General features: G+C 72.5%; 27 protein-coding genes. 11 read left to right on the top strand and 16 right to left on the bottom strand.

All coding sequences use genetic code 11. The features are described 5' to 3' along the window. Positions 1 to 154 precede the first annotated feature (154 nt). Both IFT90_RS13900 and IFT90_RS13895 read right to left on the bottom strand, forming a co-directional pair. On the bottom strand, positions 155 to 403 hold the full coding sequence (locus IFT90_RS13900; protein WP_192042824.1) for a DUF4287 domain-containing protein: 249 nt from the start codon (positions 401 to 403) through the stop codon (positions 155 to 157). A gap of 139 nt (positions 404 to 542) precedes the next feature. Further along, positions 543 to 965, bottom strand: coding sequence for a DUF2000 domain-containing protein (locus IFT90_RS13895; protein ID WP_192042823.1), 423 nt, complete (start codon positions 963 to 965; stop codon positions 543 to 545). 49 nt (positions 966 to 1,014) lie between these two features. Here IFT90_RS13895 and IFT90_RS13890 point away from each other — a divergent pair, with 49 nt between their 5' ends. Beyond that, positions 1,015 to 1,854: an AraC family transcriptional regulator gene (locus tag IFT90_RS13890; protein ID WP_192042822.1), complete on the top strand. Its 840-nt coding sequence runs from the start codon at positions 1,015 to 1,017 to the stop codon at positions 1,852 to 1,854. Here IFT90_RS13890 and IFT90_RS13885 read toward each other — a convergent pair. Then, positions 1,805 to 2,266: a hypothetical protein gene (locus IFT90_RS13885; RefSeq protein ID WP_192042821.1), complete on the bottom strand. Its 462-nt coding sequence runs from the start codon at positions 2,264 to 2,266 to the stop codon at positions 1,805 to 1,807. The two genes, IFT90_RS13890 and IFT90_RS13885, sit on opposite strands and share 50 nt — an antisense overlap. A 118-nt stretch (positions 2,267 to 2,384) precedes the next feature. On the opposite strand from IFT90_RS13885, the gene iolC reads away from it, so the two are divergent. The 7 genes from iolC (at position 2,385) to IFT90_RS13850 (ending at position 10,267) form a co-directional block, all read left to right on the top strand. Next, the gene (iolC, locus tag IFT90_RS13880; RefSeq protein ID WP_192042820.1) at positions 2,385 to 3,371 is read left to right on the top strand and encodes a 5-dehydro-2-deoxygluconokinase; all 987 of its coding nucleotides are present in this window, start codon (positions 2,385 to 2,387) and stop codon (positions 3,369 to 3,371) included. Then, on the top strand, positions 3,358 to 4,281 hold the full coding sequence (locus IFT90_RS13875) for a class I fructose-bisphosphate aldolase (RefSeq protein ID WP_192042819.1): 924 nt from the start codon (positions 3,358 to 3,360) through the stop codon (positions 4,279 to 4,281). The genes iolC and IFT90_RS13875 overlap by 14 nt, the downstream gene beginning before the upstream one ends. Before the next feature lie 26 nt (positions 4,282 to 4,307). Next, positions 4,308 to 5,837 carry a CoA-acylating methylmalonate-semialdehyde dehydrogenase gene (locus IFT90_RS13870; protein WP_305798576.1) on the top strand — a complete coding sequence of 510 codons (1,530 nt, stop codon included), beginning with the start codon at positions 4,308 to 4,310 and terminating at the stop codon, positions 5,835 to 5,837. 35 nt (positions 5,838 to 5,872) lie between these two features. Continuing rightward, positions 5,873 to 6,775, top strand: a complete 903-nt coding sequence (iolB, locus tag IFT90_RS13865; protein ID WP_192042818.1) for a 5-deoxy-glucuronate isomerase — start codon at positions 5,873 to 5,875, stop codon at positions 6,773 to 6,775. 101 nt (positions 6,776 to 6,876) lie between these two features. Beyond that, positions 6,877 to 8,754 (top strand): 3D-(3,5/4)-trihydroxycyclohexane-1,2-dione acylhydrolase (decyclizing), encoded by a 1,878-nt coding sequence (gene iolD / locus IFT90_RS13860; protein ID WP_192042817.1) that lies wholly within the window; start codon positions 6,877 to 6,879, stop codon positions 8,752 to 8,754. Positions 8,755 to 8,874: 120 nt separating this feature from the next. Then, positions 8,875 to 9,486, top strand: a complete 612-nt coding sequence (locus IFT90_RS13855; protein ID WP_192042816.1) for a TetR family transcriptional regulator — start codon at positions 8,875 to 8,877, stop codon at positions 9,484 to 9,486. Further along, positions 9,479 to 10,267: an NADPH-dependent F420 reductase gene (locus tag IFT90_RS13850; RefSeq protein WP_371812323.1), complete on the top strand. Its 789-nt coding sequence runs from the start codon at positions 9,479 to 9,481 to the stop codon at positions 10,265 to 10,267. Before IFT90_RS13855 ends, IFT90_RS13850 begins: the two co-directional genes overlap by 8 nt. A gap of 60 nt (positions 10,268 to 10,327) precedes the next feature. Here the strand turns inward: IFT90_RS13850 and IFT90_RS13845 are convergent, their stop codons facing one another. The 4 genes from IFT90_RS13845 to IFT90_RS13830 form a co-directional block, all read right to left on the bottom strand. Next, positions 10,328 to 11,089: a GntR family transcriptional regulator gene (locus tag IFT90_RS13845; protein ID WP_192042884.1), complete on the bottom strand. Its 762-nt coding sequence runs from the start codon at positions 11,087 to 11,089 to the stop codon at positions 10,328 to 10,330. 91 nt (positions 11,090 to 11,180) lie between these two features. Beyond that, on the bottom strand, positions 11,181 to 12,140 hold the full coding sequence (locus IFT90_RS13840; protein ID WP_192042814.1) for an ATP-binding cassette domain-containing protein: 960 nt from the start codon (positions 12,138 to 12,140) through the stop codon (positions 11,181 to 11,183). Then, positions 12,137 to 13,180: an ABC transporter permease gene (locus IFT90_RS13835; protein ID WP_123548806.1), complete on the bottom strand. Its 1,044-nt coding sequence runs from the start codon at positions 13,178 to 13,180 to the stop codon at positions 12,137 to 12,139. Before IFT90_RS13835 ends, IFT90_RS13840 begins: the two co-directional genes overlap by 4 nt. A 67-nt stretch (positions 13,181 to 13,247) precedes the next feature. Then, positions 13,248 to 14,213: a sugar ABC transporter substrate-binding protein gene (locus IFT90_RS13830; protein ID WP_192042813.1), complete on the bottom strand. Its 966-nt coding sequence runs from the start codon at positions 14,211 to 14,213 to the stop codon at positions 13,248 to 13,250. Positions 14,214 to 14,382: 169 nt separating this feature from the next. On the opposite strand from IFT90_RS13830, the gene IFT90_RS13825 reads away from it, so the two are divergent. Then, positions 14,383 to 15,567, top strand: coding sequence for a Gfo/Idh/MocA family protein (locus tag IFT90_RS13825; protein WP_192042812.1), 1,185 nt, complete (start codon positions 14,383 to 14,385; stop codon positions 15,565 to 15,567). A 92-nt stretch (positions 15,568 to 15,659) separates the two neighbouring features. Here IFT90_RS13825 and IFT90_RS13820 read toward each other — a convergent pair whose 3' ends face one another. The 4 genes from IFT90_RS13820 to IFT90_RS13805 form a co-directional block, all read right to left on the bottom strand. Beyond that, positions 15,660 to 16,442 (bottom strand): TIM barrel protein, encoded by a 783-nt coding sequence (locus tag IFT90_RS13820; RefSeq protein ID WP_192042811.1) that lies wholly within the window; start codon positions 16,440 to 16,442, stop codon positions 15,660 to 15,662. 7 nt (positions 16,443 to 16,449) lie between these two features. Beyond that, positions 16,450 to 17,454: an inositol 2-dehydrogenase gene (iolG, locus tag IFT90_RS13815; protein ID WP_192042810.1), complete on the bottom strand. Its 1,005-nt coding sequence runs from the start codon at positions 17,452 to 17,454 to the stop codon at positions 16,450 to 16,452. A gap of 69 nt (positions 17,455 to 17,523) precedes the next feature. After that, complete coding sequence (locus IFT90_RS13810) at positions 17,524 to 18,429, bottom strand: sugar phosphate isomerase/epimerase family protein (protein WP_371741080.1); 906 nt, start codon at positions 18,427 to 18,429, stop codon at positions 17,524 to 17,526. A 178-nt stretch (positions 18,430 to 18,607) separates the two neighbouring features. After that, positions 18,608 to 19,579 carry a WYL domain-containing protein gene (locus tag IFT90_RS13805; protein WP_192042808.1) on the bottom strand — a complete coding sequence of 324 codons (972 nt, stop codon included), beginning with the start codon at positions 19,577 to 19,579 and terminating at the stop codon, positions 18,608 to 18,610. Positions 19,580 to 19,688: 109 nt separating this feature from the next. Between IFT90_RS13805 and IFT90_RS13800 the strand changes: the two genes are divergently transcribed. After that, the gene (locus tag IFT90_RS13800; protein ID WP_192042807.1) at positions 19,689 to 20,114 is read left to right on the top strand and encodes a VOC family protein; all 426 of its coding nucleotides are present in this window, start codon (positions 19,689 to 19,691) and stop codon (positions 20,112 to 20,114) included. 155 nt (positions 20,115 to 20,269) lie between these two features. Here IFT90_RS13800 and IFT90_RS13795 read toward each other — a convergent pair whose 3' ends face one another. The 5 genes from IFT90_RS13795 to IFT90_RS13775 all read right to left on the bottom strand — a co-directional run bounded on the left by IFT90_RS13795 (position 20,270) and on the right by IFT90_RS13775 (position 24,306). Further along, positions 20,270 to 21,013, bottom strand: coding sequence for an SDR family oxidoreductase (locus IFT90_RS13795; RefSeq protein WP_192042806.1), 744 nt, complete (start codon positions 21,011 to 21,013; stop codon positions 20,270 to 20,272). A 158-nt stretch (positions 21,014 to 21,171) separates the two neighbouring features. After that, entirely contained in the window at positions 21,172 to 21,726 is a 555-nt protein-coding gene (locus IFT90_RS13790) for a phosphoribosyltransferase family protein (protein ID WP_192042805.1), read from the bottom strand. Positions 21,727 to 21,754: 28 nt separating this feature from the next. Then, on the bottom strand, positions 21,755 to 22,273 hold the full coding sequence (locus IFT90_RS13785) for a tetratricopeptide repeat protein (protein ID WP_192042804.1): 519 nt from the start codon (positions 22,271 to 22,273) through the stop codon (positions 21,755 to 21,757). Between the two features lie 9 nt (positions 22,274 to 22,282). Continuing rightward, the gene (locus IFT90_RS13780) at positions 22,283 to 23,710 is read right to left on the bottom strand and encodes an MFS transporter (protein ID WP_371812322.1); all 1,428 of its coding nucleotides are present in this window, start codon (positions 23,708 to 23,710) and stop codon (positions 22,283 to 22,285) included. Continuing rightward, positions 23,707 to 24,306 carry a helix-turn-helix domain-containing protein gene (locus IFT90_RS13775; protein ID WP_192042803.1) on the bottom strand — a complete coding sequence of 200 codons (600 nt, stop codon included), beginning with the start codon at positions 24,304 to 24,306 and terminating at the stop codon, positions 23,707 to 23,709. The genes IFT90_RS13780 and IFT90_RS13775 overlap by 4 nt, the downstream gene beginning before the upstream one ends. Before the next feature lie 156 nt (positions 24,307 to 24,462). On the opposite strand from IFT90_RS13775, the gene IFT90_RS17140 reads away from it, so the two are divergent. Beyond that, complete coding sequence (locus IFT90_RS17140; RefSeq protein ID WP_192042802.1) at positions 24,463 to 25,659, top strand: Fic family protein; 1,197 nt, start codon at positions 24,463 to 24,465, stop codon at positions 25,657 to 25,659. Positions 25,660 to 25,661 lie beyond the last annotated feature (2 nt).

Here is a 25,661-nt window from a genome sequence, read left to right as displayed (position 1 = left end):
TGGTCGTGGGGCCCTGTGTCCCACCGTACGAGTCGGTTCGCGCCCCCGAGGGGCCCGTTACCATCCTGTTGCCTAAGGTCATCCGCTCGATCGAGGAAAGATCATCTCCAGGTCGTGTCACCTTTCGGCATTCGGCGACAGGGCGGTCTCCCGGTCAGGCGCGGGCGGCCCGCACGTACGCGACGATCGCGTTCGCGTGGCCGTGGCCCATGCCGTGGTCGGACTTCAGCCACGCGACGACCTGCATGTGGGCGTCGTGGTCGAGACGCTCGCTGACGAGGTCGAGCCACTCCTGGACCGGGCGCCCGTAGGTCTTCTCGATGCTCGCGAAGTACGACGCGGGGCCCTTGGGCTTCGACCCGTCGGCGGGCGGCTCGGGGGCGAGGACACGGTCTCCGGACATGGCTGAGAGGGTAGCGGGCGGGTCCGCCGAGTGCGTCGTGTTCCGTCCCGTTCTGAGCATGCCGTCTCGCCGGGACGCGACGGGATGCTCAGAACAGGACGGCACGCCTCCCCGCGCGACCGGCGGGCTCGAGCCGCGGTCAGCGGTGCCGCCGCACGCTCTTGAGGACGCGGTCGACCTGGTTCTTGGCGCCGTGGACGGCGACCCCGACGATGTCGAGGTCGTCGCCGGCCGCCGCGGCGACCACCTCGCGGTTCGCCGCGTCGTGGCCGGTGCTGAACATCCCGGCGTCGAAGACGGCCGTGAGTAGCTCACGGGCGACCGCACGGGAGCGGACGCCCCTCAGCACCTCGCGGTCGCCCTCGAGCACCACGATCGGCTGGCCCAGGAGGGGCGCGTACGAGGTCCCGTCAGCGTCGACGTAGGCGTCGCCGGCCAGCGAGGGATCGGAGGCGACGCCGCTGGCGAGGAACGCGGCGACGTTCGCCACCTGCCAGGGCTCGAGGTCGTCGCGCAGCACCAGAGCCACGCGGGTCGGGAATCGGACGGGTTCATCGCTCATCTCCCGATGATCGGCTGCAGCCGGGCCGCTCGTCTTGTACGTTCCTCGCATGACGGACGCGACCTCGCTCCACGCGTGGCACCCGTCCGTGCCCGGGGTGCGCGAGGTGCTGCACGCCCGCATGACCGACCACGCCTACCCGGCGCACGCCCACGCCGACTGGGCCCTCATGCTCGTCGACGAGGGCGCGGTCGTCTACGACCTCGGCGGCCGACGCCGGATCGCCGACGCGACCTCGGCGACCCTGCTGCCGCCGGGCGTGGCCCACGACGGCCGGGCCGCCCCGGGCGCCACGGTCTTCCGCAAGCGCGTCGTCTACCTCGACGCGTCCTGGATGCCCGAGTCGCTGGCCGGTGCCGCGGTCGACCGGCCGGCACGCGCCGACCTCCTCGCCGCGACCCGCCGGGCGCACCGCGCGCTGGCCACGGCGGGGGAGGAACTCGCCGCCGAGGCGGCGCTCGTCGCCGTCGCCGAGGAGGTGCGGGCTGGGTCGGGCGGGCCTGCTCCGGTGCGCGACGCCTCCTTGGCACGTCGGCTGCGGGACCTGCTCGAGAGCGACGTCCCCGCCGGCCTGACCCTCGCCGAGGCAGGCAGGGTGCTCGGCGCACATCCCGCCCACCTGTCGCGGTCGTTCTCGGCGACCTACGGCCTGGCCCCGCACCGCTACCTCACGAGCCGTCGCGTCGACCTCGCCCGCGGGCTGCTGGTCGGGGGTGCTCGCCCGGCCGACGTCGCGGCCGCCGTCGGCTTCCACGACCAGGCGCACCTCACACGGCACTTCCGGCGGGTGCTCGGGACGACGCCGGGCCGGTTCGCCTCGTCGGCCGACGAGCGGACACTCAGCCCAGGCGAGGGCTCCGCTCGCGCAGTCGGCCTGCCCGCTGCGTGACCGCCGACAGGACGTACGCAGCGGCGAGGGCTGCGTAGACCAGGGCCGAGATGACCGCGACGGCGGCTCCGTCGTCGCCGGCGGCCAGGGCGAGGACCGTGCTCAGCCCTTGGAGGATGAAGAACCCTGCCATCACGACGCTCGAGGTCGTCCCGCCGGTGAGGCGCCACGCGGGACGAGGAGGGGCGGTCGGCTCGTCTTCTGCCCGGAAGGTGCGCCCGCAGAAGACGACCGTGGCGACGGTGACGGCCAGGAGCGTGAGGGCCCCGGCCGTGGGGCCGAGCAGGAACATCGCGAAGAACCCGAGGGCGAAGCCGAGGACGACCGCCACGAGGACGACGCCGACCTTCGAGGTGGCCGAGGTGATGCGGAGTGCCATGTCGCTCCCGTCGAGCTGGGACGTGTGGGTCACTCGACTCTAGGGCGCGGCCGTGACTTCTCGACGGTCGTGCGCTATGTTCATATGTAAGCACATGGGGGCCGCGACAGGGCGGGCCCGACTCCACGATCAGCAAGGTGTACAGCGACGTATGACCGACACCACCACCTCCGCGACGTCCGCGCCCCTCGACCTCGTCACCATCGGACGCTCGGGCGTCGACCTCTACCCGCTGCAGGACGGCGTCGGCCTCGAGCAGGTCGAGACGTTCGGCAAGTACCTCGGCGGCAGCGCCGCGAACGTGACCGTCGCCGCCGCCCGGCACGGCCTCCGCACCGCCATCGTCACCCGCACCGGCGACGACCCCTTCGGCCGCTTCGTCTCGGGCGAGCTCGAGCGCCTCGGGGTCTCGACCCGGTTCGTCCGCACGGTGCCCGACCTCAACACCCCGGTCACGTTCTGCGAGATCTTCCCGCCCGACGACTTCCCCCTCTACTTCTACCGGGCGCCCAAGGCTCCCGACATGGTCGTGAACGCTGACGAGCTCGACCTCGACGCCATCACCAGCGCGCGCATCTTCTGGGCCACCGTCACCGGGCTCTCCGAGGACCCGAGCCGGACGGCCCACCACGCTGCCTGGGAGGCACGCGGACGCACACCGCTCACGATCCTCGACCTCGACTACCGGCCCATGTTCTGGTCGTCGCCCGACGACGCCCGGCGCGAGGTGTCCCTCGCCCTCGAGCACGTCAGCGTCGCCGTCGGCAACCGCGAGGAGTGCGAGATCGCCGTCGGCGAGACCGACCCGCACCGGGCCGCCGACGCGCTGCTCGACCGCGGGCTCGACCTGGCCATCGTCAAGCAGGGCCCGCGCGGCGTGCTCGCGAAGACCCGCGACGAGACCGTGGAGGTGCCCCCTCACTTCGTCGAGGTCGTCAACGGCCTCGGCGCGGGCGACGGCTTCGGCGGCGCGCTCTGCCACGGCCTGCTGCAGGACGACTGGTCGCTGCGGGACGTCCTCCGCTTCGCCAACGTCGCCGGCGCGATCGTCGCCAGCCGCCGCGAGTGCTCGACCGCCATGCCCTCGACCGCCGAGGTCGACGAGATCGTGAGGAGCATCGCCCATGTCGACGCCTGAGGTCACCACCGCCAGCCCCGCCAGCCCCACCACCGCCTCCCTCGACTTCGAGGCGCTGCGCCACGCCCGCACCTTCGCCCCGCAGACCGTGCTGCCCCGGGTGCGCGACCGCGCTCGCCGGTCGCTGCTCGCCGACGACGGCCGCCTCTTCATCGTCGCGGCCGACCACCCGGCCCGTGGGGCGCTCGGCGTCCGCGACGACCCCGCGGCGATGGCCGACCGCTACGAGATGCTCACCCGCCTCGTCACCGCCCTCTCGCGACCCGGCGTCGACGGCGTGCTCGGCACGCCCGACGTCATCGAGGACCTGGCCCTGCTCGGCGCCCTCGAGGGCAAGGTCGTGGTCGGCTCGATGAACCGCGGCGGCCTCAAGGGCGCCTCGTTCGAGATGGACGACCGGTTCACCGGCTACGACGTCCCGAGCATCGTCGCGTCGGGCATCGACTTCGCCAAGCTGCTGATCAGGATCAACCTCGGCGACGCCGCGACCGCGGCCACCCTCGAGTCGACCGCCCGGGCGGTGGACGCCGCCGCGGCGGCACAGGTGCCGATCATGCTCGAGCCGTTCGTCAGCCGCTGGGTCGACGGTGCCGTCGAGAACGACCTCACGCCGGAGGCGGTGGTCACGTCCGTCGCGATCGCTTCCGGCCTCGGTGCCACGTCCGCCTGGTCATGGCTGAAGCTGCCCGTCGTGCCCGAGATGGAGCGGGTGATGGCGTCGACGACGCTGCCGACCCTCCTCCTCGGCGGCGACCCGTCGGGCCGCCCCGACGAGACCTACGCGTCGTGGGAGGCCGCGCTCGGGCTCCCCGGCGTCCGCGGCCTCGTCGTCGGCCGCACCCTGCTGTACCCGGCCGACGGCGACGTGGTCGCCGCGGTCGACACCGCCGCCGCGCTCGTGCACGGCTGATCCCTCCCGAGAAGAGAAGCAGGACCATGTCTGACACCCTGACGAACGCTGCCGACACCGCCGCCGACCTGCCCGTCGTCCCGCACTGGATCGACGGCCGCGAGTCGCCGTCGACCTCCGGCCGCACGGCCCCCGTCTACGACCCGGCGCTCGGCGTCGTGACGAAGCACGTCGCCCTCGCCGACGACGCCGAGATCGCGGCGGCCATCGCCTCGGCCCAGGCCGCGTTCCCCGCCTGGCGCGACCTCTCGCTGGCCAAGCGCCAGCAGATCCTCTTCCGGTTCCGCGAGCTGCTCGAGGCGAAGAAGGGCGAGCTGGCCGAGATCATCACCTCCGAGCACGGCAAGGTCGTCTCCGACGCGCTCGGCGAGATCACCCGAGGCCAGGAGGTCGTCGAGTTCGCGACCGGCCTCGCGCACCACCTCAAGGGCGAGTACTCCGAGCAGGTGTCGACGGGCGTCGACGTCTACTCGACGAAGCAGCCGCTGGGCGTCGTCGGCGTCATCTCGCCGTTCAACTTCCCCGCGATGGTGCCGATGTGGTTCTTCCCCATCGCCATCGCCGCCGGCAACACCGTCGTCCTCAAGCCGTCCGAGAAGGATCCCTCCGCCGCGCTCTGGCTCGCCGCGCTCTGGTCCGAGGCCGGCCTGCCCGACGGTGTCTTCACGGTGCTCAACGGCGACAAGCAGGCCGTCGACGGGCTGCTCACGCACCCGGACGTCCGGGCCGTCTCGTTCGTCGGCTCCACCCCGATCGCCCGGTACGTCTCCGAGACGGGCACCGCGAACCACAAGCGCGTGCAGGCCCTCGGCGGCGCGAAGAACCACATGCTGGTGCTGCCCGACGCCGACCTCGACCTCGTCGCCGACTCCGCGATCAACGCCGGCTTCGGCTCGGCGGGCGAGCGCTGCATGGCGATCTCGGTCGTCGTCGCCGTGGAGCCCGTCGCCGACGAGCTCATCAGCAAGATCGAGGAGCGCGCGGCCAAGCTGCGCATCGGCGACGGCCGTCGGGGCTGCGACATGGGCCCGCTGGTGACCGAGCAGCACCGCGACAAGGTCGCCTCCTACATCGCGATCGCCGAGGAGGACGGCGCCGAGGTCGTCATCGACGGCCGCGGCGTCGAGGTCGACGGCGACGCCGCGGGCTTCTGGCTCGGACCGACCCTGCTCGACAAGGTCCCCACCACGTCGCGGGCCTACACGGAGGAGATCTTCGGACCGGTCCTCTCGATCGTGCGCGTCGCCTCCTACGAGGAGGGCGTCGCCCTCATCAACGACGGTGCGTTCGGCAACGGCACGGCGATCTTCACGAACGACGGAGGTGCGGCGCGGCGCTTCCAGAACGAGGTGCAGGTCGGGATGATCGGCATCAACGTGCCGATCCCGGTGCCCGTCGCGACGTTCTCGTTCGGCGGCTGGAAAGACTCGCTCTTCGGCGACACGAAGGCCCACGGCGCCGAGGGCGTCCGGTTCTTCACGCAGCAGAAGGCGATCACCTCGCGCTGGCTCGACCCGTCGCACGGCGGCGTCGACCTCGGGTTCCCGCAGAACTGAGCCGCCAGGACCGACACAGCACGAGGAGGCGCGGCATGACCACGCAGAACGAGACGGTGTTCCCGAGGGGCGCCCTGGCGCGCGGCGGCTGGGAGTCCGTCGTCGACGACGAGATCGACGGCTGGCAGCACACCGGGCTGCGCGTCGCCGAGCTCGCGGCAGGGGACGAGCTCTCGCTGCCCGCAGCCGGCGTCGAGCGCCTCGTCGTCCCGCTGTCGGGGTCGTTCACCGTCCGGCACCAGGGCTCGGGCGACCTCGAGACCACGCAGCTGGAGGGACGGCCCTCGGTCTTCGACGGCCCGACCGACGTCCTCTACCTCTCGACCGGCGCCTCCGCGACGATCGAGGGGGAGGGGCGCGTGGCCGTGGCCGCGGCGCCCACCGAGGAGGTGCGGCCCAGCCGGCACGTCCGGCGCGAGGAGGTGCCCGTCGAGCTGCGCGGCGCAGGTCGCTCGAGCCGCCAGGTGCACAACTTCGGCACGCCCCAGGCGCTCGACGCCGGTCGGTTCATCGTCTGCGAGGTGGTCACGCCCGCCGAGAACTGGTCGAGCTGGCCGCCGCACAAGCACGACGAGCTGCAGCCGGGGCAGGAGTCGCGGCTCGAGGAGATCTACTACTTCGAGACCGCGGTCGAGCGGGGTCGCGAGGCGCCGCCCGAGGCGGATCCGTTCGGGTTCGTCCGCGCCTACTCGTCCCCGGCCGGCGAGATCGACGTGCTCGCCGAGGTGCGCACCGGCGACGTCGCCCTGCTGCCGCACGGCTGGCACGGCCCCTGCGTCGCGGCCCCCGGCTACGACCTCTACTACCTCAACGTCATGGCGGGGCCCGACCCCGAGCGGGTCTGGAACATCTCGGACGACCCGGCCCACGGCTGGGTCCGCGGCACGTGGGAGGGGCAGGGCGTCGATCCGCGCCTCCCCTACGAGCGCCGGGCCTGACGGGCACCCGGCGGCAGCACCAGCACCAGCACCACCAGCACGACGACCACCACGTGACGACCACCCACGGCGACGAAGCCACGACGACAGGACACGATGACATGGGCTCCACCAGGCGGATGACGGTCGCGCAGGCGCTGATCGAGTTCCTCGCGAACCAGTGGACGGTCGACGGCGACCACCGCGAGCGCACCGTCGCCGGCACGTTCGGCATCTTCGGCCACGGCAACGTCGCCGGCGTCGGCCAGGCGCTGGCGCAGCTCGAGGTCGAGCAGCCGGGCCTGATGCCGTACCACCAGGCCCGCAACGAGCAGGCGATGGTGCACCAGGCCGTCGGCTACGCGCGGATGACCAGGAGGCGGGGCACCTTCGCGAGCACCGCCTCCGTCGGTCCGGGCGCCGCCAACATGCTCACCGGCGCCGCGCTGGCGACCGCGAACCGGCTGCCTGCCCTGCTGCTGCCGAGCGACACGTTCGCGACCCGGGTCGCCGACCCGGTGCTGCAGCAGCTCGAGCTGCCGCACGACACGAGCGTGCAGGTCACGGACGCGTTCCGGCCGCTGTCGCGGTTCTTCGACCGGGTCGACCGACCCGAGAAGCTGTTCTCGATCGCGCTGGCCGCGATGCGCGTGCTGACCGACCCGGCCGAGACGGGAGCGGTCACGATCGCCCTGCCCGAGGACGTGCAGGCGGAGGCGCTCGACGTTCCCGTCGAGTTCCTCGCGCCGCGCGAGTGGCACGTGCGCCGTCCCTTGCCCGAGCGCGGCCCGCTCGAGCGCGCTGTCGCCGCGATCCGCGCCGCGAAGTCGCCGGTCATCGTCGCCGGCGGCGGGGTCCTGTACTCGGGGGCCGAGGAGTCGCTGCGCGCCCTCGTCGAGCTGACCGGCATCCCGGTCGGCACCACCCAGGCCGGCGGCGGCTCGCTCGTCTGGGACCAGCCGGGCTACCTCGGCGCCGTCGGGGCGACCGGCAGCACCGCCGCGAACCGCCTCGCCGCCGAGGCCGACGTGGTGATCGGCATCGGCACGCGTTACTCGGACTTCACCACGGCCAGCCGGACGGCGTTCCAGGCCGACGGCGTGCAGTTCGTCAACGTCAACGTGGCGTCGTTCGACGCGTACAAGCACGGCACGCAGCTGCCGGTGATCGCGGATGCCCGCGAGGCGATCGACGCCCTGCGCGCCGAGTTCGCCGACTGGCGCGCACCGGCTGAATGGGTCGAGCGGGCGGCCGCCGAGAAGGCCGGCTGGGACGCCGTCGTCGACCGCGCCTTCGAGCCCTCGGGGCTGGCGCTGCCGGGTCAGGCCGAGATCATCGGTGCCGTGCAGGCCGCCTCCGACCCCCGTGATGTGGTCGTGCAGGCCGCCGGCTCGCTGCCGGGCGACCTGCACAAGCTCTGGCGGGTGCGCGACGCCCTCGGGTACCACGTCGAGTACGCCTTCTCGTGCATGGGCTACGAGATCGCCGGCGGCCTCGGCGTCCGGCGCGCGGCGCCCGACCGCGACGTGATCGTCATGGTCGGCGACGGCTCGTACCTGATGCTGCACACCGAGCTCGTCACGGCCGTGGCCGAGGGCGTCAAGATCATCGTCGTGCTCATCCAGAACCACGGCTACGCGTCGATCGGGCACCTCTCCGAGACGGTCGGCTCCGAGCGGTTCGGCACCCGGTACCGCGACGGGAGCGGGGCGACCCTGCCCGTCGACCTGGCCGCCAACGCCCGCAGCTACGGCGTCGAGACCATCGAGATCGAGGCCGGGCCGGAGGCGGTCGCCGACCTGGGCAGGGCCGTGGCGGCCGCGAAGTCGTCCGACACCGCGACGCTGATCCACGTCGAGAGCGACCCGCTGCTCTACGCGCCCGGCGGCGAGGGCTGGTGGGACGTGCCGGTCGCCGAGGTGTCGACCATGGCCAGCACGCAGCGCGCGCACGACGAGTACGTCACCCAGTCGGCGGCCCGCCGCCCGCTGCTGGGCTGACGCCGCGGGCCGGGCCACGGACCGCAGGCCGCGGAAGATGTCTCCATTTGTGCACGCCGCACAAACGGAGATAGTCTCCTCCTATAGGCGGAGAATGTCTCCGTTGTGGAGGAGGGCCCCGTGGCGATCGACGTGAGTGCACCAGGGCGCACACCCAGGGCTGATGCCCAGCGCAACCGAGACCTCATCCTCGGAACTGCGGAGGAGCACTTCGTCGAGCACGGCGTCGGTGGCTCGCTGGACGCGATCGCGAAACGTGCGGGCGTCGGTGCGGGCACGCTCTACCGCCACTTCCCGACTCGCGAGGCCCTGCTGGCCGCCCTGCTCGCAGGACGTGACGAGGAGCTGGTCGCCAGGCGTGAGAGCCTCCGCGAGGACTCGGTCGACGCTGGTCAGGCACTCGACGGCTGGCTCAGAGCAGTCGTCACGTGGGCTGCGGCGTACGAGGGCCTTCCTGAGCCCTTGCGGGCCGCGACGACGACGAGTTCGTCGCCTCTGGCCACGACCTGCGAGGGATTCGTGACCACGACGGCCGAGTTCCTGGCAGCTGCCCAGCGCGCCGGGCTGGCACGCGGCGACGTCCGCGCTCGGGACCTCTTCCTGTCGGCGCTGGCGACGAGCTGGGCGAGCGGTGCCGCACTGGCGGACGACGAGACCGCGACAGCGCTGTCGGCGCTGACCCGGACGGGATGGGCGGAGTCCACACCGCAACCCGAAGGCCCGCGTGACTGACAGGACGGTCCCCCGGGTCCTCACGAGCACGAACCACCGCACCACGAAGGAGACAGAGATGAACGACACGGACACGAAGCGAATCGGCATCATCGGCAGCGGAGACATCGGAAGTGGCATCGCCCGCCTGGCAGTCGCCGCCGGCTACGACGTCCTGATCGCGAACTCGCGTGGGCCGGAGTCGCTCCGAGGCCTCGTCGAGGAGCTAGGACCCCGGGCTCGCGCCGGCGAGAGCCGCGAGGCCGTCGAGTTCGGGGACGTGCCGGTCCTGGCCGTTCCGCTCGGCGCGTATCAGGCGCTTCCCGGGGACGCGTTCTCGGGCAGGACCATCCTGTCGACGGGCAACTACTACCCGCATCGGGACGGCCGGATCGCCCGCCTGGACGCCCTCGAGCTCACGACCGCTGAGCTCGAGCAGGACATGCTGCCCGGAGCAGTCGTGATCAAGGCCTTCAACAACATCTTGTTCCACCACATCCCCACGCTGGCCCACTCCTCGCCCCGCACCGCCCTCGCGGTGTCCGGCGATGAGGCCAAGGCCAAGGGCAAGGTCTCGGCCATCGTCGACGATCTCGGCTTCGAGCCCGTCGATGCAGGCACGCTGGCCGAGTCGTGGCGGGCAGAGCCCGAGTCGGGGGCCTACACGTCGATCTACGCCGCCGACCTCGAAGCCTTCACCGCGGACTACCTGTCCGCCCCTGCCGCCCCCGTCACGGCTGACCGTCTGCGTGAACTGCTGGCTGCGTCGACTCGTGCGGACGTCGCAGCCCGTCAGTTCTGACGATCCCGCCGCAGGACCGGGCGCACGCGAACGTGCGCGCCCGGCCTGCGTCGTCGCCCGTCAGCGCTCGACGAGCGTGATCTCGAACGAGTAGAGGTCGGGCCGGTAGCAGTGCTGACCGTGCTCGACGGCGCGCCCGCTGTTGTCGAAGGCGGTGCGTCCCATCGTCAGGACGGCCGCGCTCTTGGGCAGGTCGAGCAGGCGAGCCTCGGAGGCGGTGGCCGACCGAGCCCCGATGCGCTGCTTCGCGACCCGCATCGTCACCCCGCGTCCGCGCAGCAGCTGGTAGAGCCCGTGCTTCTCGAGCGAGTCCATGTCGAGGTCGACGAACGGCTCGGGCAGCACGTTGTCGAGGATGGCCAGGGGCACGCCGTCGGCGGAGCGCATCCGAGCGAGGTGGAGCGTGGGGCTGCCGACCTCGACGCCGAGCGCCTCGGCCGTCTTCTCGTCGGCGCCCTCGACGGACGACGAGAGCAGCAGCGTCTCGGGCTTCTGGCCCGTCCGCTCCAGGTCCTCGTAGAGGCTGGTCAGCTCGACGTTGCGGGTGACGCGACCGTGGACGACCTGGGTGCCGATGCCGCGGCGACGCACGAGGAGGCCCTTGTCGACGAGCTCCTGGATCGCTCGGCGGATGGTCGGTCGGGAGAGTCCGAGCCGGGCGCTCAGCGCCACCTCGTTCTCGAGGCGGGCGCCGGCGGGCAGCGTCTCGTCGTGGATGGCCTCCTCGAGGAGGTTCGACACCTGGTAGTACAGCGGGACGGGGCCGGAGCGATCGAGCCCGAGGAAGAAGTCGGGGGGCAGCAGCTGCTCGTCCTGAGGCATCATGTCCGCTCTTGATCGGTGGTCCTCGATCCTCCCACAGCGGCGGATCGGCAGAGCTCGGGCCTGGCCGTGCGGCCTCAGCCGCGCGGCCTCAGCTGCGCGGCGCCGTGGTCGTCGTCGGCGGCGGTGTCACGGTCGGCGGCGCAGACGTCTCCGAGGCGTCGGCGGCCAGCTCGCGGGCGACGGGCGAGCCCGGCATCTCGCGCTCGAGCTCGTGCGCGAGCGAGTCGAGCTCGGCGCCGCCGGCCATCAGGGCCGTCAGCTCGGGGAGCGTGATCTCGCTCTTCTCGAAGTTGCCGAGGCTCATGCCGCGGTTGAGCAGCAGGAACCGGTCCCCCACCGGGTACGCGTGGTGGGGGTTGTGCGTGATGAACACCACGCCGAGGCCCTGGTCGCGCGAGCGGGCGATGTACTTGAGCACGACGCCCGACTGCTTGACGCCGAGGGCGGCCGTCGGCTCGTCGAGGATCAGCACGCGGGCGCCGAAGTAGACGGCGCGGGCGATGGCGACGCACTGGCGCTCGCCGCCCGACAGGGTGCCGATCGGCTGGTCGACGTCGCGCAGGTCGATGCCCATGCGGGCCAGCTCCTCGAAGGTGATCTGCTTCATCGCCTTCACGTCGAGGCGACGGAAGGGGCCGACCCCGGTGGTCATCTCGGAGCCGAGGAAGAAGTTGCGCCAGACGGGCATCAGCGGCACGACCGCGAGGTCTTGGTAGACCGTGGCGATGCCGGCGCTGAGGGCGGCCCGCGGCGAGGCGAAGGTGACGGGCTCGCCGTCGAGCAGCAGCTCGCCCTCGCTCGGGGTGTGGGCCCCGGCCAGCATCTTGATGAAGGTCGACTTGCCGGCGCCGTTGTCGCCCAGCACGCAGGTGACCTGGCCGGCCGCGACCGTGGTCGAGACCCCGGAGAGGGCGTTGACGGCCCCGTAGCTCTTGCCGATGTCGTGGACCTCGACGATCGTCGTGCCGACCCCGGCACGCGGCGGCACGGCGCGGGCGTCGGCGCTGTCGGAGCGATCGGTGCGGTCGCTGGTGGTGTCGGTGCTCATCGCCCGCCTCCTGCTCGTGTCCTGACGAAGTTGTTCAGCAGCACCGCGGCGAGCAGCATGCCGCCGAGCACCGTGCGCAGCCAGTTGGTGTCCCACTGGGCGAAGGTGATGCCCTGGAAGACCATGCCGTAGATCAGCGCGCCGAGGGCGGCGCCGATCGCGGAGCCGTAGCCGCCGGTCATCAGGCAGCCGCCGACGACGGCGCAGATGATGTAGATGAATTCCTGGCCCACGCCGGTGTTGGCCTGGACCGTGGAGGTGCGGAAGAGCGAGATCATGCCGACCAGCCAGGCGGCGCCGGCCGTGCCCATGAACAGGCCGATCTTGGTCTTGAGGACGGGCACGCCGACCTGGCGGGACGAGTTCAGCGCGCCGCCGACGGCGAAGATCCAGTTGCCGGCACGGGTGCGCAGCAGGATCCAGGTGGCCGCCGCGGCGACGAGGAACCACCAGAGCACCGACACGTAGAAGGTGCCGCCGCCGATCTGGACCGACGCGCCGAACAGGGGCTGGATCGAGTCGTAGGCGGGCACCTTGGTCATGCCCTGGATGGCGACCTGTCCGGTGATGATCTTGGTGACGGCGAGGTCGATGCCCGCGAGGGCGAAGAACGTGCCGAGGGTCACGATGAAGCTCGGCAGGCCCGTCTTCATCACGAGGATGCCGTTGACGGCGCCGACGCCGAGGCAGACGACGAGCGAGATGACGACCGCGACCCAGATGCTGAGGCCGTAGTGGGTCGTGAGGATGCCCACGATGAGGGCCGAGAAGCCGGTCATCACGCCGGCGGAGAGGTCGAACTCGCCGCCGATCATCAGCACGGCCACCGCGACGGCCATGATGCCGAACGTCGACGCCGACTCGAGCCAGACGCCTGCTCCGGCGAAGCTCAGGAACTGGGGCGTGTAGAGGGAGAAGAACAGGAGCACCGCGAGCGCGGCGACGAAGGCGCCCGTCTCGGGGCGGGCGAGGATCTTGCGGAGCGGACGCCGCTCGAGGCGTGGCCTCGTCGCGATCGTCACGATGTCAGTGGTCGTCAACGGTGACTCCTGGGTCGGGGGAGGTGAGGGGCCGGCTGCGTGTCGAGCCGGCCCCCGGGGGGTGTGCCTAGCGGGTGCCGTTGGCGGCGAACTCGGCGACCTGGGCCGCGTTGTCCTTGGTGACGAAGGCAGGGCCGGAGTAGACCGGCTGGCCGCCGCCGATGACGTTGCCGTTGGTGACGAAGAGCTGCAGGGCGGTGACGCCCAGGAAGCCCTGCACGTACGGCTGCTGGTCGACGGCGAACAGGATGGAGCCGTTCTCGACGTCGGCCACGACGTCCTCCGACAGGTCGAAGGTGCCGATCTTCGCGTCGCTGCCGGACTCCTCGACCGCGCCGACCGCGTCGATGGCGTACTGGCCGCCGAGGGTGAGGACCCCGTCGATGGACGGGTCGGCCTGCAGCTTCGACTTGATGGTCGCCTTCACGTCGGCGTCGTTCGTGCCGTCGACCTGGAGGTTCGTCATCGTGCCGCCGAAGGTCTTGGCGGCGGCGGCGCAGCGGTCCTCGAGGCCGACGTTGCCGGCCTCCTGGATGACGCAGAGCGCGTTGCCGAGGCCCTCGTCGGCGAGCCTGGTTCCGACGGCCTCGCCGGCGACGGTCTCGCTCTGGCCGATGTGGGTCAGGGCGCCGAACTCGGCCGAGCGCTCGATGCCCGAGTTGATGGTGACGACGGGGATGCCCGCGGCGACGGCCTTCTTGACGCTGTCCTCGACGCCGTCGGGGTTGGCCATCGAGACGACGATGCCGTCCACCTCCTGTGCCACCGCGTTGTCGATCAGCTGGGACTGCTTCGCGGGGTCGGCGTCGGAGTTGTAGGTGATGGTGGCGCCGTAGTCGTCGCCCGCCGTCTCGGCTCCCGACTTCACGCGGTCCCAGAAGGCGTCGCCGGGGCCGGAGTGGGTGACGACGGCGAAGGTGAGGTCTCCGCCGGTGTCGGGGCTGGCCGTCTCCTGGCCCGTTCCCGCGCAGCCGGCGAGGAGGAGCCCGGTCGTCGCGGCGAGGCCGAGGCCGGCGAGGAGTCGCTTCTTCATTGAAAGTCCCTTCGATGCGGAGCTCGTCGCGCAGGACGGTCCGGGGTGACGTCGGTGTCGGGTCCGAGTATGTGTGAGGGGGTCATGCTTGTCAATACATTCTGTCATTGGGATAAGCTCGGTTCGCCCCCTGCTCGACAGGGGTCCCGCCGACGACGTCAGGAGAACCATGTCGACACCGGATCGCGTAGGAGTAGGCCTCGTCTCGCTCGGATGGATGGGACGGCTGCACTCGCGGGCGTACCGCGCTGCCGCTGAGCACTATCCCGAGCTGCCGGTGCGGGCGGAGCTGGTGTCCGCCGCCGACACGGACGCCGACGCGCGACACCACGCCGAGACGGTGCTCGGCTACCGCCGCACCACCGGAGATTACCGTGAGGTCATCGCCGACCCCGAGGTCGACGTCGTGTCGATCTGCGCGCCGAACTTCCTGCACCACGAGGTCGCGCTCGCCGCGGCCGCCGCGGGCAAGCCGTTCTGGATCGAGAAGCCGATGGGCCGGTCGGCCGCGGAGTCGTCCGAGATCGCGCGCGCCGCCTCCGACGCCGGCGTCGTCACCTCGGTCGGCTACAACTACCGCCACGCGCCCGCGGTCGCCCGCGCCCGGGAGCTCGTCCGCTCGGGCGCGCTCGGCACCGTGACGAACGTGCGCGTGAGCCTGCTCGCCGACTACTCGGCCGATCCGCTCGGCGCCCTGACCTGGCGGTTCATGCGCGACCGCGCCGGGTCGGGCGTGCTGGGCGACCTGCTGTCGCACGGCGCTGACCTGGCCCAGTTCGTGGTGGGCCGCATCGACTCCGTGACCGGGCTCACCGAGACGTTCATCCGCGAGCGTCCGCTGCCGGGCTCGGGCTCGGCGGGCCACTTCAGCAAGGGCGCCGAGGGCGGTGCCACCGGCGCGGTCGAGAACGAGGACTACGCCGCCGTGCTCGGCCGATTCGACTCGGGCGCCGTCGTCGTGCTCGAGTCGAGCCGCGTCGCGATCGGGCCGCGCGCGGAGTACGCGCTCGAGGTCTACGGGACGAAGGGGTCGCTGCGCTGGGACTTCCAGCGGCTGAACGAGCTGCAGGTCGCCGACGACACGAGCGGGTACCGCACCGTCATGGCGCAGCCCGGCTTCGGCGACTTCGCCCGGTTCCAGCCGGGCGCCGGCACGAGCATGGGCTTCGACGACCTCAAGACGATCGAGGCGCAATTGTTCCTGCGCTCGGTGGTCGAGGGGCGCCAGCTGGCGCCGTCCGCCGCCGACGCCTGGTCGGCCGCCGAGATCGTCGAGGCCGCGGTCCGCAGCGACGAGGCGCGGGCGTGGGAGGCGGTCGGCCGGGTCGAGGGGCCGACCACCTACGACCTCTGACGGGTCGGGCTCGCCGAGCCGCCGCCTCCTCGTTGCCGGTCCGACGTCGGCCGCGAGGCAGGCGAGGCAGGCGGCCCGGTCCGCAGGCGGCGTCAGGCGAAGGAGGCGCGGAAGCGCTCGAGCGCCGTCTCCGAGTCGCCGGAGGGCCAGGCCTCGAGCCCCACGACGCCCTCGTACCCGAGCGTGCGCAGCTCGGCCGCGATCGCCGGGTACCGGATCTCGCCCGTGCCCGGCTCGAAGCGTCCCGGCACGTCCGCCACCTGGATCTCGCCGACCCAGGGCAGCGCCCGCCGCAGCAGCTCGATCAGGTTCCCCTCGCCGATCTGTGCGTGGTACAGGTCGAGGTTGAGGCGCAGACCGGGGCTGTCGACCGCGCTCACGAGCGCGAGCGTGTCCTCGGCGCGGGCGAAGGGCGTGCCCGGGTGGTCGACCGCGGTGTTGAGGTTCTCGAGGGTGAAGACGCGCCCGTGGCGCTCGCCGAGCAGTGCCAGGCGGGCGAGCGTCTCCTGGGCTCGCTCGCGGTCGCCGGGCGCCACCTCCTCGTCCGGGCGCAGCGGGCGCACCGGCAGGCCGTCCGGGTCGAGCCCGGTGCCGTGCAGGTTGAGCCGCGGGGAGTCGATGACCTCGGCCGCGGCGATCGACAGCTCGGCGGTGCGCAGCAGCTCGGCGATGCCGTCGGTCGTGGTCAGGTCGCCGCTGAGGTAGCCGGTCATCGACGAGAACGTCGCGCCGGTGGCGGCGAGGGCCGGCAGGTCCTTCGTCGACCAGCCCCAGATCTCGACCTGGAAGTCGAGCTCGTGCAGGCGCCGGACGCGGTCGACGACCGGCAGCTCGCGGAACAGAATCTCGGCGGAGGCCGCCAGCGCGAACGTCATCGTCGCGTCAGAGCTCGACGGCGACGGAGACGCGCTCGACCGCCGAGCGGGCGGCGGCGTCGGCGAGGACGAGCGCGGCGCGGCCGTCGGCGAAGGTCGGGCTCGCCGACTCCTCGCCGCGAGCCAGCTGGATGAACGCGCGCAGCTCGGCGACGTAGGCCGCCGCGTACCGCTCGAGGAAGAAGTCCTGGTAGGGCGGCTTCGCCTCGACGTGGGAGGCGGTCGACACGCTGACGAGGCTGGTGAGCGCGTTCGACACCTGCAGCGAGCCCTCGGCGCCGAACGCCTCGAGCCGCTGGTCGTAGCCCACGGTGCTGTGCCGCGAGTTGGTGATCGAGACCAGGGCCCCCGAGGAAGAGCGGAGCGTCACCATCGCGGTGTCGAAGTCGCCGTGCTCGCGGGCGCCCGGGTCGAAGACGGTCGTGCCGGTGGCGGTCACCTCGACGATGTCCGGCAGGAAGAACCGGGCCATGTCGAAGTCGTGGATGGTCATGTCGCGGAAGATGCCGCCCGAGACCCCGACGTACGCCGCCGGAGGGGCCGCCGGGTCGCGGCTGACGATCGAGAGCTGCTCGAGCTCGCCGATCTCGCCGGCCGCCACCCGGGCGCGCGCGGCGGCGAACGCGGGGTCGAAGCGACGGTTGAAGCCGAGCGCGATCGGGATGCCCGAGGACTGCACCCGGGGCAGCAGCGCGTCGACCCGCGCGATGTCGAGGTCGATCGGCTTCTCGCAGAGCGCGGGGACGCCGGCGTCGAGCGCCGCCCCCAGCAGGTCGACGTGCGTCGCGGTGGGGGAGGCGACGAGGACGGCGTCGACGTCGCCCGACGCGAACATCTCGGCCGCGTCGGTCGTCACGGTGCCGCCGTGGCGGGCCGAGACGGCCTCCGCTCCCTCGACGAAGGGGTCGCAGACCCAGGCCAGCACGGCCTCGGGGTCGGCCGCGATGTTCGCGGCGTGCACCTGGCCGATGCGGCCCGTGCCGATGAGTCCGAAGCGGAGGGGAGTGGTCACGTCGTCGTCCTTGCTGCCCGTGGGCGTCGTGGGAGCCCCGAGGGGCAGGAGGTGGGGGTGCGGAGGCCGTCAGGCCCAGTCGCGGAGGGCCTCGCGGTTGACGAGCTGGTCGGCGCCCCGCTCGGCCCGGAACGCGGCGATGTCGGCGTCGGGGGCGTTGAGCACGTCCTGCTCGACGACGATCCAGCCGTCGAAGCGCTGTCGGTCGACGGCGCCCATCACCGCCTCGAGGTCGACGTCGCCCTGGCCGAACGCCACGAAGGAGCCGGACGACCAGACCTCGCGCATGCCGCCTCCGTCGCCCAGCACCCGCCGGAGCTCGGTGACGTCGACGTCCTTGAGGTGCAGGTGGTTGATGCGGTCGCCCCAGCGCTCGATCGCGAGCACGGGGTCGCCGCCCCCGATCACGAGGTGCCCGGTGTCGAGGGTCAGGCCGACGTCGACGGCCGCGAGGAACCGGTCGATCTCGTCGGGGGACTCGATGAACGTGCCCGCGTGGTGGTGGAAGGTCGGCTCGAAGCCGGCCGCCCGCGTCAGGGCGGCGGCACGCTCGACGTTGGCGACGAGGGTCGACCAGCGGCGCTCGTCGAGCGGGTCGGCGGCGGCGCCCCGGCCGGGGCCGGCGCGCCGTGCGTCGGACCCGTCGTCGGCGAGGGTCGGCAGCGGCAGTCGCGAGGGGCCGTCCGCGGACGCCTCGGCGAAGATGCGCAGGGCCTCGTGCAGCTGGGGGAGCGCGGCGTCGAAGGCGTCGTCGTCCGAGAACGGCAGCTGGACCCAGCCGCCGGCGAGCTCGAGGCCCGAGCGGGCGAGCCGGGCGCGCAGCTCGTCGCCGCGGCCGAGGTAGTCGACGGGCCCGAGGTCGACTCCGGCGTAGCCGCTCTCGGCCAGCACGTCGACGAGCTCGTCGGGGCCGACGACGTCGGCGCCCTCGGGGGTGAGCTCGAAGACGCCGAAGCTGACGGGGGCTCCGGCCACGGACGCCTTCATCGGAGCGCCGGCAGCAGGGTGCGGGGGGTGGTCTGGTCCATACGTCTCTGTATGCCTTCCCGGTGGGGGCCAATTGTCCTAACAATGGCACAAACTCCCGGGCGAGGCAACGGAGGTGGGCGACTGGACGCTGCCCTGCAGCCCCTCGCTCGTTGTGGTCCGAGCGTCAGGGCCGACGACCCGGACCTCGCGAGTCGAGCAGTCGCCGCGCGAGCTCCTGCCCTGCCTCGACGAGCGCCGGCGGGCCCTCGAGCGTCAGGTCCGCGTCGAACCCGGCGAACCGGGCCGCGAGGGCACGCCACGACCACGAGCCCGTCGTGAGCCTCGTGCGGCCGTCGTCCCCCGGCTCGATGAGAGCGTCGGCGTCGACGTAGGGCGCGACGTCGCTCGCCGGGAGGTCGAGCGTCGCCGTGCCGACGCAGGGCCAGGAGGCGTCGGTCGACCCCCGGAATCGCGCCGCGACGAAGGCGACCGGGTCGTCACCGGGCACGGGGCGCCGACTGAACGACCGGCGCGTGGCCGCCCGCGGGTGCATCCGGTCGACGCGGTAGGTGCGCCAGTCGGCGGCGGCGGGCGCCCACGCCAGGAGGTACCAGCGGCCGTTGCTCGTGACGACGGCGTGCGGCTCGACCGAGAGGGGTGGGCCGACCTCGGCCTCGCCCCAGACGGGCGCGTAGTCGAACCGGAGCACCTCGTGGGCGCTGGTCGCCTCGATCACCGCGACCAGCACCTCCGGGTCGACGACCACCGCCGACGGCGTGCTGAGGACCTCGATCGAGTCCATCCGGTGCCGCAGCCGAGACGGCATCACCTGTCGGACGGTGCCGAGTGCACGAGCGGCCGCCTCGCCGATGGCGGTGCCGGAGGCGGGCGCCACGGCGAGCGCGAGCGCGACGGCCACGGCCTGGTCGTCGTCGAAGAGCAGGGGCGGCAGCTCGGCACCCGCCGACAAGCGGTAGCCGCCCGCCGGCCCTCGCAGGGTCGTCACCGTGTAGCCCAGCTCGCGCAGGCGCTCGACGTCGCGGCGGACCGTGCGGGGGCTCACGCCGAGTCGCTCGGCCAAGAACGTCGCCGAGCTGTCCCGTCGCACCTGCAGCAGCGAGAGGAGCGTGAGGATCCGCGAGGAGGGGCTGGTCACGTCCTGATGATCGCACCAGATGCGGTCACGATCTGACTGTATCGAGGAGGAGAGTCGCCGTCGACGCGGTCCTCACCACCGAGGACTGCGCGACGACGAGGAGACAGCCATGACGATCTCGACCACCCCGCACCTCAACTTCGACGGAGACGCCCGCCAGGCCCTGGACTTCTGGGCCGCTGCGCTCGGCACCGAGGCGACGGCCATGACCTACGGACAGATGGGCGCCTCCGACGACCCGGCGTGGGCGGACCGGATCGTCTGGGGGCAGGTCGAGACCGCGAGCGGCGTCCGCGTCATGGCGTTCGACGTCTGGCCGCACCAGGAGTACGACCAGGGGACGAACTCGTCCTACGTCTACCTCAGCGGCGACGACGCGGCCGAGATCACGGCGGTGTGGGAGGGGCTCGTCGAGGGTGCCGAGATCCGGCAGCCGCTGGGCGCCTCCGCGTGGTCGCCGTTGGCGGGGCAGCTCCGCGACCGGTTCGGCGTCGTGTGGGCGTTCGACGTCCGGGCTCCGCACCCGGGGGCGTGACGGGAGGCGGGCAGGCCTGACACTTCGTGGTCGGGCACCCCGCGGCCTGACACCCCGCGGCCTGACCCCCCGTGGCCGCGGCACCCCGAAGTGGACGATGCACCCCGTCGTTGCGGGGTGCATCGTCCACTCGGGGGTGCGTCGCCCGGCCCGGGCTACTCGCTGACGCTGTCGCTCTCGCCCGCGAGTTCGCCGCCGTCGATGACGAACTCGGCCCCGGTCTGGAAGCTGGACTCGTCACTGGCGAGGTAGACCACCAGGGCCGACACCTCCTGGGGCTCGCCGATGCGGTGCAGGGCGCCGAGCTGGTCGCCGAGCTCGAGGCCGTCGGTCATCGGGGTGCGGATGACGCCGGGGTGCACCGAGTTCGAGCGCACGTTCTCGGCCCCGAGCTCGAGGGCGACGGACTTGGTCAGGCCGCGGAGGGCGAACTTCGACGCCACGTAGCCGTGCAGCGCCGTGGTGCCCTGCAGCCCTGCGGTGGAGGAGATGTTGACGATGCTCGACGGGGCGGACGCGACCAGCGCCTCCTTCGCTGCCGTGATGCCGAGGAAGGCTCCCGTGACGTTGATGCCGAGGATGAGGTTCCACTGGTCGAGCGTGTACGTGCCGAGGCGGCCGAAGTTGACGATGCCGGCGTTGTTGACGAGCACGTTGAGGCCGCCGAACTCGCTGACGGCCGTGGCGACGGCCGCCTCCCAGTCGCTGGGCGACGTCACGTCGAGGTGCACGTAGCGGGCGGCGTCGCCGAGCTCGTCCGCGAGGGCGCGGCCCTCGTCGTCGAGCAGGTCGCCGACGACGACCCTGCCTCCCTCGGCCACGATCGCCCGGGCGTGCGAGGCGCCCATGCCTCGCGCGCCTCCGCTGACGAGGGCGATCTTGCTGGTCAGTCTGTCCATGGGTGGCTCCTTTGCCATCGGGTGCTGCGGGTCCGGCAGGTGTCGCGGTGGGCGACGGGTGTTGCCGTCCGGGCACAGTAGCGACCGAACCGTCGGGTTCGCTGAGGGGCCCACGACGGTGCCCGCGTGCTCGCGGGGCTCGCGGGGCCCGCCGAGTCTCAGAGCTCGCGGACTGAGAGCAGCGACCGCACGGTCAGGGCTCGGCGGGGCGCGTTGGTCTCGAGGCCGTCGACGACGACTGCGGCGCCGAGCCAGGTCGCGCCGCTCATCTCGACGAGTGCGTGGCAGGCCTGGACCTGTGCGCCGGTCTGGACCCAGTCGTCGACGAAGAGGACCCGGTCGCCCGACTGCAGCAGCGACCGTCGCAGGCCGAGCCGCAGGTGCCTGTCCTGGTAGTCGGGCGGCGTCGAGGTCTCCCACCAGGCGTCGCTGTCGGCGCTGCGCGACGGGTCCTTGCGGACCTCCGCGAAGCCGACGCCCAGGTGCCGCGCGGTGAGCACCCCGAGGAGGCTTCCGCGCGACTGGGTGCCCATGACGACCGTGGGCGCGGCTTCCGGGAAGAGGTCGGCGAGGCCCTCGCCGATGGTCTGCAGGGTGTCGGCGTCCCGCCACCAGCTGGTCACGTCCGCGAGGTAGTCGGGATCGTTGCGGTCGCCCCGCCAGCGGAAGGAGGTGCGGAGCTGGTCGCGGAGGACGGAGGAGGTGGTGGGCACCTGGTCATCTTGGCGGCTCGCGCGGCCGTCACTGTTCCGTCAGGGCCGCCGCGTACGCCTTCACCGAGCCGTGGTACCGCGGCAGGGTGGGCTCGACGGCCTCGATCGCGACCCTGAGCGCCTCGTCCGGACGGCCGGCGCTGTGCAGCGCGAGCGCGAGGAACACCCTCGGCGCGGCCCCGGTGGCCGGGTGCTCGGGAGCGTCACGCAGCATCGCGATCGCCTCGTCGAGCCGGCCGAGGTTGCGGAGGGTCGAGGCGTGCTGCACCACCATCTGGGCCGCACGCGTGGGGTCGACGGCGTCGAGACCGGCCGCGGTCGAGGCGGCGTAGTGGACGTCGGCCTCCGCCTCCTGCCCGCCCGAGTCGTAGGCGCCGCCCAGCTCGAACGAGCCCAGGGCGGGGTGCGGCGCAGCGGCCGCCAGCGCCTCCATCAGGGTGATCCGCTGCTCGTCGTCGATCTCGGTGTCGGCCCAGAGCGCGGCGACGCGCGCCTCCCAGTCGGTGCTGGTCCGGTCGTCGGCGTTCGTCCGGTCGTCGGTGCTCATGTGCCGAGGCTAGGGCGTGCGGTCGGTCTCGAGGCGGACCGCGCCGCGTTCCATCAGCCGCCACGACCCGCCCGTGAGCGGCGTGAGCGTCACCGCCACGTAGACGGCCGCGACGATGCCGAAGGCGACGGTGAGGCCGATCGTGTCGGCGGCGACTCCGCCGAGGAGGGCTCCGAACGGGACCCCGGCCCAGGCTCCCGCGTTGAGGAGGCCGAACACGCGGCCGCGCAGGTGCTCGGGCACCCGCTCGAGCTCGACCGTCGCGAGGATCGGGTTGAGCGCACCCGCTGCCAGCCCCGACAGCGCGGTCGCGGCCACCAGCACGGGCAGCGGAGCCCCGAGCGCGAACGCCAGGCTCGAGGGGCCGCCGGCCAGCGCGAAGCAGAGCGCGAACGTGACCCGCCGTGGCACGCGGTGCGCGACGAAGCCGAAGGCGACGTTGCCGAGCAGGGCGCAGCCGCCCATGGTCGCGACCAGCAGTCCCAGGGCGGCCGCGCCTCCTAGTCGGTCGTTCGCGTAGAGGGGCAGCAGGGTCGATCCGCGGGCCGCGTCGAGGAGGTTCGTGACCAGCACCAGCGCCACGATCAGCCGCATCAGCGGGTCGCGGACCACGAAACGGGCTCCCTCGGCGAGGTCCTGCCAGTAGGAGGCGCGGGCCGGCTCGGTGCTGCCGGTGCGGTCGCGGCTGCGGTTGCCGGGCTCCTCGGCGCGTTCGCCGGCGGGCGCTGCGGGGCGGGGGCTCGTCGGGCTGGCTGATCCGTCACGGGACGGATCAGGCCCAGGCACCAGCGTCCAGGTCAGCACCGCCGAGACGGCGAACGTCGCCGCGTTGACGAACAGCGACGGGACAGGCCCGACGGCGGCGACGAGCAGACCGGCCAGCGACGCGCCGATCAGCTTGGCGAAGCGCTCGGAGCCGTCGAGCAGGCCGACGCTCCGCTCGATGCGGATGCCGGCGCGCTCGGTGAGGCCGGGGAGCATCACCCGACGCGCGGTCTGGCCGGGAGTGTCGAGCAGGCCGGCGACGAAGACGAGCGCCAGCAGGGCCCAGAACGGCAGGCCGACGGTCAGCGCCAGCACCGGCATCGCGAGCACGGAGGCGCCGCTCACCACGTCCGCCACGATCGCGGCGCGGCGGTGGCCGACGCGGTCGACGACGACCCCGCCGAGCGGCCCGCCGATGATCACCGGCGCCGTCGCGAAGGCCGCAGCGACGCCGATCTCGACACCGGAGCCGCCCAGTGCGAGGACGTAGAAGGGGACCGCGAAGGCCGTGACCACGTTGCCGGTCTGCGAGATCGCGTGGGCGGCGACGAGCGCCGAGAGGGCGGTGCGGGAGGCGCGGGTCGGGTGGGTCGGGCCGGTCGGGCTGGTCGCGTGGGTCGGGCGGGTGAGTCCCGGGGCGACCGTCTCGGGGGCCGGGGCGTCCTCGGTCACGCGCCCGCTCCTCCGGGGTGCCGGTAGGCCTGGTAGGCGAAGACGACGGTCTCGGCTCCGTCGTCGTCGGCGGGGTCGTGTGCGTCGCCGACGTCGACCCAGTGGTCGACGACGGACTCGAGCTCGGCGCGGAGGGCGGCGAGCTCCGTGACCGTGAGGCGGATGGCGCGGTCGCCGCCTGCCGCCGCCGCGACCCACTCGCGCGGGAGGGTCGGCATCGCGTCGACGTACTGGGTGTACCGCGCGGCGTTCGCCTGGACGATCGACTTCTCGAGGGCCGCCGACGCACTGAGGCGCTCGGGGTCGTCGAGCAGGTCAGCGGGCTCCCACGAGGTGAGGAGGGCCGTGGCCTGCCACCAGCGCTCGCGACGGTCGGCGCTCTGCGGGTCGGCGGCCTGGATCAGGTCGCTCGCCGCGAGCTTCGACAGGTGGTAGCTGACCGTGCCCGGCGCCTCGTCGACCACGTCGCCGAGCTGCGCCGCGGTCTGCGGGCCGCGCTGACGCAGCAGGGCGAGGAGGCGCAGCCGCGTCGGGTGGGCCAGCGCGCGCATCGAGGCGGCGTCGGTGAGGGTGGAGCGGGGCTCGTCGCGGGTCACGGGGCAACGGTAGGTGCACAAGAGGTGTTGCGCAAGAGGTCTTGTGGGGTTGAGTCGTCCATCGACGGCTTTCTTGGATCCCAGAACCACAGCCGCTGAATTCTGAGAAGATGGCATATCTCAGAAAATTCTCTGAAGTCGACGTGAGGAGGCGTGGTGGCGACGACACCGTCCTGGCCCGCGATCGGCCACGAGACGCTCGAGTGGACGAGCCGCTCTGCTTCGTTCGGGCCGCGTGCTGCCCGTCACGCTGCAGCACGCGCGACCTACGAAGCCGCAGTCCCGCCCCGCATCACTGATCTCTCACCCGTCGTCAGCCCTGAGGTGGCGACCCTCGCCGACGAGGCATCCACCGCCTTGGCCGTCTTCGACGCCGAGCTCGGCTCCGACGTCGCGCCCTTCGCCTCCTTGCTGCTGCGGTCCGAGGCTGCTGCCTCGTCTCAGATCGAGCAGCTCACGGCCAGTGCCCGCCAGATCCTCACGGCAGAACTAGGAGGGGGCAACCGGCGGAACGCCTCCGCGATCGTCTCGAACACGCGAGCCATGCGTCGAGCCGTCGAGCTCGCCGACGAGCTGGACGCTGCGGCCGTCCTCGCGATGCACGAGGTGCTGCTCGAGCACGACTCTCAGCACGACGCGGGACAGTTCCGGAGGGAGCCCGTCTGGATCGGATCACGCTCCGACAGTCCGGTGAGCGCCGACTTCGTCGGGCCGCGGTGGGAACGCATCCCTGACCTCATCGACGACGTGCTCGCCTTCGCCCGCCGGCTCGACGTGCCGCGCCTGATCCAGGTGGCCGTCACGCATGCTCAGTTCGAGACGATCCACCCGTTCACGGACGGCAACGGCCGGACGGGACGCGCGCTCCTCCAGTCGATGCTGCGGGCGAACGAACTGACGCGGAACGTCACCGTGCCGGTGTCCGCCGGCCTGCTCGGCGACACCGCCGGCTACTACGACGCTCTGACCGCGTATCGGCGAGGGGAGCTCGACCCGATCACCCGTCTCGTCGCCGAGGCGTCGTTCGAGGCCGTCCACAACGCCCGACAGCTGGTGACCGAGATCGAGCAGGTACGGGAGGGATGGCGCGAGCGCCTCCGTGCCCGCCGGGACTCGGGCATCTGGACGGCACTCGACGTGGTCGCACGGCAGCCCGTGCTCACACCCAAGGTGCTCGCCGCCGAGATGGGCATCGAGCCCAAGAACGCCTACCCGCACCTGAGGCGACTCGCGGAGGCGGGCGTCCTCGTGTCGAAGACGGAGCACGTCGGCGGTCAGATGTTCCGGAGCGACGAGATCCTGGCGGCCCTGGACGCGTTCGCGGCGCGGTCGGGGCGGCGTCGGTCGGGCTGAGC

The sequence above is a fragment of the Frigoribacterium sp. CFBP 8766 genome (genome assembly GCF_014841435.1).
Taxonomy (GTDB): Bacteria; Actinomycetota; Actinomycetes; order Actinomycetales; family Microbacteriaceae; genus Frigoribacterium.
Note: the sequence above shows the minus strand (reverse complement) of the source record. Positions and strands in the feature narration are given on the sequence as shown.

What these genes read in the sequence shown, in the direction of transcription:
- IFT90_RS13785 (WP_192042804.1), bottom strand. Translation starts at nt 22,273, where the DNA reads ATGAGCACCGACGACCGGACGAACGCCGACGACCGGACCAGCACCGAC.
- IFT90_RS13895 (WP_192042823.1), bottom strand. Translation starts at nt 965, where the DNA reads ATGAGCGATGAACCCGTCCGATTCCCGACCCGCGTGGCTCTGGTGCTG.
- IFT90_RS13870 (WP_305798576.1), top strand. Translation starts at nt 4,308, where the DNA reads ATGTCTGACACCCTGACGAACGCTGCCGACACCGCCGCCGACCTGCCC.
- IFT90_RS13830 (WP_192042813.1), bottom strand. Translation starts at nt 14,213, where the DNA reads ATGAAGAAGCGACTCCTCGCCGGCCTCGGCCTCGCCGCGACGACCGGG.
- iolB (WP_192042818.1), top strand. Translation starts at nt 5,873, where the DNA reads ATGACCACGCAGAACGAGACGGTGTTCCCGAGGGGCGCCCTGGCGCGC.
- IFT90_RS13900 (WP_192042824.1), bottom strand. Translation starts at nt 403, where the DNA reads ATGTCCGGAGACCGTGTCCTCGCCCCCGAGCCGCCCGCCGACGGGTCG.
- IFT90_RS13890 (WP_192042822.1), top strand. Translation starts at nt 1,015, where the DNA reads ATGACGGACGCGACCTCGCTCCACGCGTGGCACCCGTCCGTGCCCGGG.
- IFT90_RS13795 (WP_192042806.1), bottom strand. Translation starts at nt 21,013, where the DNA reads ATGGACAGACTGACCAGCAAGATCGCCCTCGTCAGCGGAGGCGCGCGA.
- iolD (WP_192042817.1), top strand. Translation starts at nt 6,877, where the DNA reads ATGGGCTCCACCAGGCGGATGACGGTCGCGCAGGCGCTGATCGAGTTC.
- IFT90_RS13800 (WP_192042807.1), top strand. Translation starts at nt 19,689, where the DNA reads ATGACGATCTCGACCACCCCGCACCTCAACTTCGACGGAGACGCCCGC.
- IFT90_RS13825 (WP_192042812.1), top strand. Translation starts at nt 14,383, where the DNA reads ATGTCGACACCGGATCGCGTAGGAGTAGGCCTCGTCTCGCTCGGATGG.
- IFT90_RS13840 (WP_192042814.1), bottom strand. Translation starts at nt 12,140, where the DNA reads ATGAGCACCGACACCACCAGCGACCGCACCGATCGCTCCGACAGCGCC.
- IFT90_RS13845 (WP_192042884.1), bottom strand. Translation starts at nt 11,089, where the DNA reads ATGCCTCAGGACGAGCAGCTGCTGCCCCCCGACTTCTTCCTCGGGCTC.
- IFT90_RS13820 (WP_192042811.1), bottom strand. Translation starts at nt 16,442, where the DNA reads ATGACGTTCGCGCTGGCGGCCTCCGCCGAGATTCTGTTCCGCGAGCTG.
- iolC (WP_192042820.1), top strand. Translation starts at nt 2,385, where the DNA reads ATGACCGACACCACCACCTCCGCGACGTCCGCGCCCCTCGACCTCGTC.
- IFT90_RS13875 (WP_192042819.1), top strand. Translation starts at nt 3,358, where the DNA reads ATGTCGACGCCTGAGGTCACCACCGCCAGCCCCGCCAGCCCCACCACC.